General features: G+C 71.8%; 11 protein-coding genes. 4 read left to right on the top strand and 7 right to left on the bottom strand.

The window, feature by feature from the left end:
- The first annotated feature begins 135 nt into the window (after nt 1–135).
- Nucleotides 136–813 carry a uracil-DNA glycosylase gene (locus ACLF6P_RS24705; protein ID WP_415953026.1) on the top strand — a complete coding sequence of 226 codons (678 nt, stop codon included), beginning with the start codon at nt 136–138 and terminating at the stop codon, nt 811–813.
- Between the two features lie 150 nt (nt 814–963).
- On the opposite strand, the gene ACLF6P_RS24700 is transcribed toward ACLF6P_RS24705, so the two are convergent.
- From ACLF6P_RS24700 to mmuM, 3 genes are all read right to left on the bottom strand, one after another.
- Entirely contained in the window at nt 964–1,347 is a 384-nt protein-coding gene (locus tag ACLF6P_RS24700) for a nuclear transport factor 2 family protein (protein ID WP_415953025.1), read from the bottom strand.
- Nucleotides 1,348–1,413: 66 nt separating this feature from the next.
- The gene (locus ACLF6P_RS24695) at nt 1,414–2,496 is read right to left on the bottom strand and encodes a WD40/YVTN/BNR-like repeat-containing protein (RefSeq protein ID WP_415953024.1); all 1,083 of its coding nucleotides are present in this window, start codon (nt 2,494–2,496) and stop codon (nt 1,414–1,416) included.
- A gap of 259 nt (nt 2,497–2,755) precedes the next feature.
- Nucleotides 2,756–3,667, bottom strand: coding sequence for a homocysteine S-methyltransferase (mmuM, locus tag ACLF6P_RS24690; protein ID WP_415953023.1), 912 nt, complete (start codon nt 3,665–3,667; stop codon nt 2,756–2,758).
- 50 nt (nt 3,668–3,717) lie between these two features.
- Here mmuM and aroQ point away from each other — a divergent pair, with 50 nt between their 5' ends.
- The gene (gene aroQ, locus ACLF6P_RS24685) at nt 3,718–4,176 is read left to right on the top strand and encodes a type II 3-dehydroquinate dehydratase (RefSeq protein WP_415953021.1); all 459 of its coding nucleotides are present in this window, start codon (nt 3,718–3,720) and stop codon (nt 4,174–4,176) included.
- Between the two features lie 168 nt (nt 4,177–4,344).
- On the top strand, nt 4,345–5,442 hold the full coding sequence (locus ACLF6P_RS24680) for a hypothetical protein (RefSeq protein ID WP_415953019.1): 1,098 nt from the start codon (nt 4,345–4,347) through the stop codon (nt 5,440–5,442).
- Nucleotides 5,443–5,466: 24 nt separating this feature from the next.
- On the opposite strand, the gene ACLF6P_RS24675 is transcribed toward ACLF6P_RS24680, so the two are convergent.
- Together ACLF6P_RS24675 and ACLF6P_RS24670 are read right to left on the bottom strand one after the other, a co-directional pair.
- Nucleotides 5,467–5,886: a nuclear transport factor 2 family protein gene (locus ACLF6P_RS24675; protein WP_415953017.1), complete on the bottom strand. Its 420-nt coding sequence runs from the start codon at nt 5,884–5,886 to the stop codon at nt 5,467–5,469.
- Nucleotides 5,887–6,031: 145 nt separating this feature from the next.
- On the bottom strand, nt 6,032–7,111 hold the full coding sequence (locus ACLF6P_RS24670; protein WP_415953015.1) for an NADH:flavin oxidoreductase/NADH oxidase: 1,080 nt from the start codon (nt 7,109–7,111) through the stop codon (nt 6,032–6,034).
- 170 nt (nt 7,112–7,281) lie between these two features.
- Here ACLF6P_RS24670 and ACLF6P_RS24665 point away from each other — a divergent pair, with 170 nt between their 5' ends.
- Nucleotides 7,282–7,641, top strand: a complete 360-nt coding sequence (locus ACLF6P_RS24665) for an ArsR/SmtB family transcription factor (protein WP_415953013.1) — start codon at nt 7,282–7,284, stop codon at nt 7,639–7,641.
- Here ACLF6P_RS24665 and ACLF6P_RS24660 read toward each other — a convergent pair.
- Nucleotides 7,552–9,045, bottom strand: coding sequence for an FAD-dependent oxidoreductase (locus ACLF6P_RS24660; protein ID WP_415953011.1), 1,494 nt, complete (start codon nt 9,043–9,045; stop codon nt 7,552–7,554). The genes ACLF6P_RS24665 and ACLF6P_RS24660 overlap by 90 nt on opposite strands.
- Nucleotides 9,046–9,184: 139 nt before the next feature.
- Nucleotides 9,185–9,847 carry a DUF305 domain-containing protein gene (locus ACLF6P_RS24655; protein ID WP_415953010.1) on the bottom strand — a complete coding sequence of 221 codons (663 nt, stop codon included), beginning with the start codon at nt 9,845–9,847 and terminating at the stop codon, nt 9,185–9,187.
- Nucleotides 9,848–9,916: the final 69 nt, after the last annotated feature.

Raw genomic sequence — 9,916 nt, 5'->3', positions numbered from 1 at the left:
CGTGCCTGAACCTGCCGTGCCTGAACCTGCCGTGCCTGAACCTGCCGTGCCTGAACCTGCCGTGCCTGAAGACTAGCGCCGCAGGAGGTCCGTGTGTGCGGAGACTGTCGGTATGGGCTACTAGAGTGACTCGGCATGGCACCGCGACCCCTGCATGAACTCGTCGAACCCGGCTGGGCGAAGGCCCTTGAACCAGTGGCCGGCCGCATCGCGGCCATGGGGGACTTCCTCCGCGCCGAGGTGGCGGCGGGCCGGACCTATCTGCCGGCCGGAGCGCATGTGCTGCGCGCGTTCCAGCAGCCGTTCGACGACGTGCGTGTGCTGATCGTGGGCCAGGACCCCTACCCGACCCCGGGGATGGCCATCGGGCTGAGTTTCGCGGTCGCGCCCGAGGTGCGCTCGCTGCCGGGCAGCCTGGAGAACATCTACCGGGAGCTGAACGCGGACCTCGGCGTGCCCAGGCCCTCGAACGGCGACCTCACGCCCTGGACCCGACAGGGAGTGCTGCTGCTCAACAGGGCGCTGACCACGGCGCCCCGCCGCCCTGCCGCCCATCGTGGCAAGGGCTGGGAGGAGGTCACCGAACAGGCCATCCGCGCCCTGGTCGCGCGTGGCCGCCCGCTCGTGTCCGTGCTGTGGGGCCGTGATGCGCGCAATCTGCGGCCGCTGCTTGGCGATCTGCCGGCCGTGGAGTCGGCACACCCGTCACCGATGTCGGCGGACCGCGGCTTCTTCGGCTCCCGCCCGTTCAGCAAGGTCAACCACCTGCTCACCCAACAGGGCGCCGAACCCGTGGACTGGCGCCTGCCGTAGCTGACATCGGCCCTGCGCGGGATGTGACACCTTCCCAGGACGCGACACCCGCGCAGGACCCGAGACCCGCGCAGGACCCGAGACCCGCGCAGGACCCGAGACCTGCGCAGGACCCGAGACCTGCGAAGGACGCGAGACCTTCCCGGGCCGTCAGCTCCGCGCGAGCGGCAGCACGTAACTGCGGATCTCGACGATCTTCGCCGTCCGGGCCGCTCCCGCGAAGCGCAGCACGTGGCAGAAGGCATGCCGTGTGCCGTCGGTCAGCTCGAGCGTGCCGTCGACGCTCGCCTCCCGGCCATGCGTGATCAACGCGCCGAAGCTGAGCTCCTCGACCTCGGGCCCGGCGGCCGCCCAGCCGCGTACGGCTTCGCGTCCGTCCGAGGCGCTCACGCCGACCTGGTTCCACACCACACCCTCGGCGACGAGGGCGGACACCGTCTCACCGTCCCGTTCGGCGAGGGCGATGACCAGATCGCGCAGTACTTCCTTGCGGGGCGCGTTGCCGCAGTCCGGAGTGGAGTGAATCCTCAGCATGCGCCGAGCCTACGGGGCCGCCGCTCCCGCGCCGAGCGCCCGGGGCGGGAACAGCCGTCCATCCGTTCAGCCGATCGCCGCGGCACGCACGCACAGCACATCCGGCAGATGCGAGGCCAGCTGCTGCCAGGTGTCCCCGTCGTCGGCGCTGGCGAACACCTCGCCGTTGCGATTGCCGAAGTACACCCCCGCGGGGTCCAGGTCGTCCGTGCACAGGGCGTCCCGCAGCACCGTGCCGTAGTGGTCGCCCTCAGGCAGCCCGGCGGACAGCGGCTCCCACGAGGCCCCGGCGTCGGTGGTGCGGTAGACGCGGCAGCGGCGCTCGGCAGGCACCCGGTCCGCATCGGCGTTGATCGGGAAGATGTACGCGGTGTCGCCGCGATGGGGATGGGCGGCCGCCGCGAAGCCGAAGTCGGACGGCAGCGAGGAGCCGATGTCGACCCAATTCGTGCCCGCGTCGTCGCTGCGGAACACGCCCCAGTGGTTCTGCAGATACATCCGGTCCGGATCGGCCGCATCGCGTGTCACCTTGTGCACGCACTGCCCGAACTCCGGGTCGGGGTCGGGCAGGAACACCGCGGACACGCCCCGGTTCGCGGGCGCCCAGCTCTGTCCGCCGTCCTGGGTGCGGAACACCCCTGCCGTCGACACCGCGACCGTGATCGACCCGGGATCGCGGACATCGGTCAGAATCGTGTGCAGCCCCTCACCGCCGCCGCCCGGCACCCACTTGGAGCGCGTGGGGTGCTCCCACAGCGGTCGTACGAGCTCGAAACTCTCGCCGCGGTCCTCCGAGCGGAACAGCGCGGCGGGTTCGGTGCCCGCCCACACCACATCCGGCTCGGACGCGGACGGGTGCAGCTGCCACACCCGTTCCAGCGAGGCATCGGTGTCCTTGGGGAATTTGACGGCGGGCTTGGCGGGCTCGGTCCACGAGCCGCCCAGGTCGTCGGAGTGGAAGACACTCGGACCCCAGTGGGCGCTGTCCCCGCCGACCAGGAGGCGCGGAGTCTCCCGCCGGGTGTCGATGGCGATCGAATAGATCGCCTGCGCGTTGAAGTGCGGCCCGTCGAACTCCCAGGAGCCCGCGCGTCGGCGTCCGATGAAGAGTCCCTTGCGCGTGCCCACGGTCAGCAGTACATCGGCCATTGGCGGCCACCTCCGCAGTCGTCGACTTCATTGTCCTGACGTGCGCCCAGTCTGCACCCCGGCACTGACATCAGCGTCCGAACCACCCCGGACCTGGCACTTTCGTCTGTTCGTCGCCTTCGGAGTGCAAGGAGGGTGACTCCCTCCGGGCCGGGCCTGGGTGTACTCCTGCATGTGCGCGGTCCACGCACGTGCGCTGTCGGGCACAAACCGCCCGGGCGTAATCGGCCCGGGCATGAGAACCGACCGGGCACACGCGCTATCCGGACACGTGCGCGGCCAGGGCGGTGATGTCCTGCGGCCCGACCCGGCAGCAGCCGCCGAGTAGGCGTGCTCCGTCCCGTATCCAGCGCGCGGCGCGGCCCTCGGCCGTGAACGTCGAAGCACCGCGCCAGGACCGGCTGTCGGCGTCCCAGCCCTGCCCGCTGTTGGGATACACCACCACGGGCCTGCCCGAGACCCGAGCGGCCAGCGGCACCGCGGCATCGGCGTCCTCGGGTGTGCAGCAATTGACGCCCACGGCGATCACCTCTTCGGCCTCCGCGGCCACGGCGAAGGCTTCCTCCAGAGGCTGGCCCGCCCGTGTCCGCCCGCCGACGACGCTGAACGACAGCCAGGCAGGCACCCCGAGCCCCCGCACGGCCCGCACGAGAGCCCGCGCCTCCGTCACGTCCGGCACCGTCTCCAGCGCGAGGACGTCCGGGCGCGCCGCGGCGAGCGTTTCGAGCCGCGGCCGGTGGAAGCCTTCGAGTTCCCGCAGGCTCAGCCCGTACCGCCCCCGGTACTCGGAACCGTCGGCGAGCATCGCCCCGTAGGGACCGGCCGAGGCGGCAACCCACAACGGCCGCTGTACGCCCAGCGAGCCCGCCTGCCCGGCGGCCTCGCGCGCCACCCGCACGCTGAGGGCGAGTAGTTCGTCCGTGCGGCGCGCGTCGATGCCCTGCGCCGCGAAGCCCTCGTAGGTCGCCTGGTAGGAGGCGGTCGTCGCGACGCTCGCGCCCGCCCGGAAGTACGCGAGGTGCGCCGAACGGATCGCCTCGGGGTGGTCGGCGAGCAGCCGCGCCGACCACAGCGCGCTGCGCAGGTCGTGGCCGTACGCCTCCAACTGGTTCGACAGACCGCCGTCGAGCACCAGCGGACCCGCGGCCACGGCCTGCGTGAAGCTGTTCATGCCCCGACGCTAACGCGATGGTGCGAAGCGCACCGCCGTAGGCTGTGCGCATGGCTTCCGTACTGGTCCTCAACGGCCCCAATCTCAACCTCCTCGGCACCCGTGAGCCGGCTGTCTACGGTGCGCAGACCCTGGGCGACGTGGAGGCGCTCTGCCAGGAGACGGCCGCGGCGCTCGGGCACGAGGCCGACTGCCGCCAGTCCAACCACGAGGGGCAGCTGATCGACTGGATCCACGAGGCGGGGGAGCGGCAGAGGGCCGGCGAGCTGATCGGCGCGGTCTTCAACGCGGGCGCCTATACGCACACCTCCGTCGCACTCCACGACGCCGTCAAGGGCACCGGGCTGCGCGTCATCGAGGTCCACATCTCGAACGTCCATGCCCGCGAGGCCTTCCGCCACCACTCCTACCTCTCGCCCGCGGCCGCCGGCATCGTGGTCGGCTTCGGCGCGGACGGCTACCGGCTGGCGATCGAAGGCCTGCACCGGCTGCACACCCACGGCGGCTGACCACCGAGGAAGACCGCCTGCTCCGCCGGACCCCGCTCCGTCACCGCCGGCCTCCGCCCGTCTTCGCCGATGACCTTGGTTCGCCGATGACCCGGGCCGGTCCGGAACCATGAGCCGGCGCCCACGCGTTGTCCGGGTGGCGGCGGACAACCGAACCAGGGAGGGCGTGTGTCCGGTACAGAAGTACGGATCGACGGCGACAGGCTGCGACTGCCCGGCGGGGTGTGCGTGCAGTTCATGCGGACGCTGCGGCTGCCCGAGACGGGCACGCACGCACTGCCCCCGGGGCTCGGCAGCTTCCCGCTGCGGCGCGTGACGGACTTCCCCGACACGGCACCGACCGAGTGGCTGGAGCGCGGCGGCGTCATGCTCCCGGTGTATCTGCGCGAGGCCATGTGGCTGGCCTTCGGCGGCAGCACCGAGCCCGCGGCGCTGCAGGTGGGCGTCGGCAAGGTCTGCGCGGTCTCCGGGAAGCCCTGGCGCAACGAACTGAAGCGCCACCCGCAGAACTACGTGGTGCTGCCCCGCCAGCCCTGGCTCGACGGCATCAACTCCGGCAAGGGCACCGTGCGCCAGTTCGTCGCCGTCCCGCTCGGACTCGGTGCCACGGTCGAGGGGCAGGTCACGGGCGAGGAGCAGTGGGGCGGCGTCCAGCTGCAGTCGTATCCGCTGACCGATGCGGCGCTCGAGCGCTGGCGCGAGGAGCAGCGCCGGCTCGCGGCCGAGCGGACGCGGATGCGTTCGGGCGGATACGGGATGATGCCCGGCCCCGGAGCGGCTCCGATGCACCAGGCGGCGCCGGCGTCCGCACCCGGGCCCATGGGGGGCGGTGGACCACGCTTCGCCGCCTCGGCGAAGGCGAGGTCCGCGCGCCCGGCCGCCGCGCCCGCGATGGGGCTCGGCGTCGGGGGCTCGATGCGCCAGGAGGTCTACACGGACGAGCGTCCCGCATCCGACTGGTCCGAGGCGCCCGCCGCCCGTGTCTTCGTCCACCTCGTCACCCCGCCCGAGTGGCGCCGTATCACCGGTGAGGCCCCGCCGCGTTCGCCCGTCGACCGGGCCGCGTACACCCGGGCCGGGCTGCCCTGGTTCGACTACTACGACGAGGACGGCTCGGACCTGGCCCCCACCGACACCCTCGAAGGAGTGAAACCGGTGGGGGACTGGCTCGGCGACGACCACGAACCCTGGGAGGAGCCGAAGCCCGGCCAGGTCAAGCCGCTGGGCGACGCACCGGGCAAGCCGGTCACCGACGGCGACTGGTGAGACGCCGGGGGTGCGGGCGGCCGCTCACGCCCCCGGTTCGACCTCGCCGACGCGGGTGGTGAGCACCTGCCACCCCGTGTCCTCCTCGTACGCCCAGGTGCGGGTGCACAGCACGCGCCGTTCGAAGGGCACACCTGCGTAGTGCCCTTCGGTGCACAGCACCGTGCGGGTGACACCGGTGGCACCGACCACGGTCGAGACGGTCTCCTCCGGTTCGATCCGGTCGACGACCAGTTCGCCCGGGTCCCGCTCCACGGTCTCCCGACCCGTGCGCAGGCAGGTCCCGTCGGGCCGCACCGACACCAGGTAGGGACGGAGCAGACCGTGTAGACCCGACGGATCACCCTCCTGTACGGCTTCTCTCAACCGGCGCTCGGCCGCAAGGAGTTCGGCTGCGGGGAACTCGTCCCCACGCTGCCGGTGCACGCATCCGCTCTGTTCCACTGCCCACCTCTTGTGTCGGGTGGCGCACTGTATACGGCGCGCCACCCCGGCCGAAGTAGCCCCGAGGGGCGCGCGGATGCACGGGGGCGCCTCCGGGCCTCCCGGGACGTGTCCACGGGAACGTTCCGGGAGGCGCGGGCGCCGCTCAGACCGAGCGGTGGTACTGCTGCGGCACATGTACCTCGCCGCCCAGTTCACGGGCCGCGAGCCGGGCGAACGACGGGTTGCGGAGCAGCTCACGGCCGAGCAGCACCGCGTCCGCCTCGCCGTTCGCGATGATCTTCTCGGCCTGTTCCGGCTCGGTGATCAGACCCACCGCCGCCACCGGGAGAGTGGTCTGCGACTTCACCCGTGCCGCGTACGGCACCTGGTACGAGGGGCCCACCGGAATGTTGACCTTGGGGGCGAGACCGCCGGTGGACACGTCGAGCAGGTCGACCCCGTGCTCCTTCAGGAGCGAGGCGAGCCGCACGGTCTCGTCGGCGGTCCAGCCGTTCTCCTCCAGCCAGTCGGTGGCCGAGATCCGGAAGAACAGGGGCTTGTCCGCGGGCCACACCTCCCGTACCGCGTCCACCACTTCGAGTGCGAAGCGCGTGCGGTTCTCGAACGAACCGCCGTAGTCGTCCGTGCGCCTGTTGGCGTGCGGGGACAGGAACTCGCCGATCAGGTAGCCGTGCGCGCCATGCACCTCGACGACCTCGAAGCCTGCGTCCAGTGCGCGCCGGGCAGCCGCCCGGAACTGCCCGGCGACCTCCTTGATCTGCTCGACGCTCAGCTCGGCAGGCAGCCGCTCGCCCTCGGCGAACGGCACCGGGCTCGGCGCGAGCGGCTGCCAGCCGTGCGCGTCCTCGGCGAGTTGCTTGCCGCCCTTCCACGGTGCGTCCGTCGAGGCCTTCCGTCCCGCGTGCGCGATCTGGATGCCCGGCACGGTGTTCTGCGACTTCAGGAAGGCGGTGATCCGGCGCAGCGCCGCGACCTGCGTGTCGTTCCAGAGGCCGAGGTCGTACGGGCTGATCCGGCCTTCGGGGGAGACGGCGGTGGCCTCGAGGAGGATCAGGCCCGTGCCGCCGGCCGCGCGGGCCGCGTAGTGCGCGAAGTGCCAGTCGTCGGCGACGCCCGCGTTGGGGCCGAAGGCCTCCGCCGAGTACTGGCACATCGGCGCCATCCACAGGCGGTTGGGGATGGTCAGCGAACGCAGGGTGTACGGCTCGAACAGGGCGCTCACGGTGTGCTCCTTCGACGGTGGAGTTCGGACAGGCAGCCGACGGCCGGAGCCGTGCGGCTGCCTCGTACGAGAATCACCGTACTACGAAAGATGTCGAACTACGAAACCTCTCGTACAATGAGATCCGCAGCGTCCGTGGATCCACCGGGCGCACCCGACCGGGAGGCAGCGTGAGCACCCCTACGAGCAGCAGAGAACTCGCCCACCCCGCGCGCGAGGAGATCCGCCTCGAATCCGTCCTGCATGCGCTCTCCGATCCGATGCGGCTGCAGGTGGTCCTCGAACTGGATGCCGCCGAGGGCGAGTTGTCCTGCTCGCAGCTCGACATGCCAGTCACCAAGTCCACGACCACCCACCACTTCCGCGTGCTGCGCGAGAGCGGAGTGATCCGGCAGGTCTACCGCGGCACCGCGAAGATGAACGGGCTGCGCCGCGAGGACCTAGCCGCGCTCTTCCCCGGGCTGCTCGAGAGGGTGCTCGACGCCGCCGCCCGCCAGGGGCGGCGGCTCTCCGGCAGCGGAGCGAGCTGAACCGCCCCTGGCCCCGGCCGCCGCGAACAGCCCCTCCCAGTCGCCGATCTTGACCGGCCCGCGTCCGAGCGAGGCCCCGAGCGCCGCCTCGGCCCGCTCGATCGACTGCCACCCGGCCCACTCCACCGGCCGCAGCCCGGCGGCCCGCAGTCCCTCCAGAGGGTCCTGGCGCTCCGTGAGTGGTACGAGCCCGGGGGCGTCCTCGAGCAGTGAGGTGACCGTTTCCTTGGCGCAGGGCCGGTTGGTGCCGATCACCCCGGTCGGCCCGCGCTTGATCCACCCGGCGACGTACTCACCGGGCGAGGGCGCCGCTCCGCGCAGCACGCGGCCGGCGGCATGCGGCACGGTGCCGGTGCGCTCGTCGAAGGGCAGCCCGTCGAGCGCTTTCCCCCGGTAGCCCACGGAGCGCAGCACCAGCTCCGCCGCGATCTCCTCGTACACGCCGGTGCCCGTGACGCCGCGGCCGTCGGGCAGCGTGCGCTCGAACCGCACCGAGCCGACCCGGCCGTCCTCGGCAAGGAGCTCCACCGGACGCAGGAAGAAGCGCAGGTGGATCCGCCGCCTGCGCGGGTTCCCGGTGCCGCGCCCGCCCGGAGGCTCTCGATCGGGCCCCGGCCTGCCAGCAGGCCCCTGCGCCGCCCGCCCGGTGGTGGCGAAGGCCCGGAGCGCCTCGACATTGCGGCGGTTGACCGCCGGCAGCCCCGACGGGTCGAGGAACTGGGGGTCCAGGGCCAGTTCGACGGGGTCCACGATCACATCCGCGTCCGCGAGCGAGCCGAGCTCGCGCAGCTCCTTCGTCGTGAACTTCGCCTGCGAGGGCCCGCGCCGCCCGACCATGTGCACATCCCGCACCCGGCTCGCCTCCAGCGAGGCGAGTGCGGCGGCGGGTATGTCGGTCCCGGTCAGCTCCCCGGCCCCACGGGCGAGGATCCTGGTGACATCGACGGCGACATTGCCGACGCCGATCACGACGGCGGAGTCCGCGCTCAGCGCCCCGTTCCACTGGGCATCGGGGTGTCCGCTGTACCAGGAGACGAATTCGGTCGCCGACCAGCTCCCGGGCAGATCCTCGCCGGGAACGCCGAGCCGGCGGTCGGTCGCGGCACCCACGCAGTACACCACCGCGTCGTACAGCCGGAGCAGCTCGCTCGGCGTGATCCCGCCGGGCCCGACCTCGACCGCGCCCAGGAAGCGCACCCGCGGGTCCTGCAGCACCACCCGCAGACTGTTCTGCAGCGATTTGATCTTCTCGTGGTCGGGGGCGACGCCGTACCGGACCAGACCGTACGGGCAGGGCAGCCGGTCGAGGACATCGACCAGCACCGGCACCCGGTCCTGCCTGCCGAGCGACTGGGCGGTGTACACCCCGCTCGGTCCCGATCCGACAACAGCGACATGAAGCACGACGAGGCTCCTCCCGCGGGATGCCTCCAGCATCGCACCCCTGTGCGGTCGAGGGGGAGAAGCGTGCGTGACCCCGCAGGCGCGCCGCAGCGGACGACCGAGCGTGATGCAGCCGCCCGCTCCTGGGCGTGAAGACGGCCTAGGGCAGCCCCCGCATTCGGTTGATCTCGCTCGCCTGCTGGGCCATCACATCCGTGGCCATCTCTTCGACCTGCACGTTGTTGCCTCCGGCGAGCACCTCCTCCGCCATGGTGATGGCGCCGCTGTGGTGCGTGATCATCAGTTTCAGGAAGAGCGCGTCGAACTCCGCGCCCTTCGACGCCTCGAGATCCTTCAGCTGCGCCTCGCTCGCCATGCCGGCCATCGCGCCGTGATCGTGGCCCGCGAGCTCGCGCGGACCGCCGTTGTTCTTGATCCACGCCTTCATCGAGGCGATCTCCGGGCCCTGCGCGGAGGCGATCCGCTGGGCGAGCCGCTTCACCGCCGCAGAATCGGCCCGCTCCGGGGCCAGATCGGTCATCACGATCGCCTGCTCGTGATGCACGATCATCATCTGCACATAGGTGAAATCGGCCGTGTTGGGCGCGTCGTCCTCGCCTCGCCTGCGGGCCTCCTCGGGCGAGATCTTCTCCGCCTTCTCGCCCGGCTTGCCCGGCGCGATCACCGAAGAACCGCCCGGGTCACCCGACTTGGACCGGTCCGCGCCCTCGGAGTCGCAGGCGCCGAGTACCAGCACACCGGCCAGCGCCGCCGTGGCCGCGGCGAGGGCCCGGCCCCGCGGGGATCTGTGGCGAAGCAGCACGTCAACCTCCTGAAGCAGCGGGACCGTCGGGGTCCGTACCGGCATGAGCGGGCGCGTGGAAGATCAAGA

The organism is Streptomyces lothianensis, assembly GCF_047779955.1.
Lineage (GTDB): Bacteria > Actinomycetota > Actinomycetes > Streptomycetales > Streptomycetaceae > Streptomyces.
Note: the sequence above shows the minus strand (reverse complement) of the source record. Positions and strands in the feature narration are given on the sequence as shown.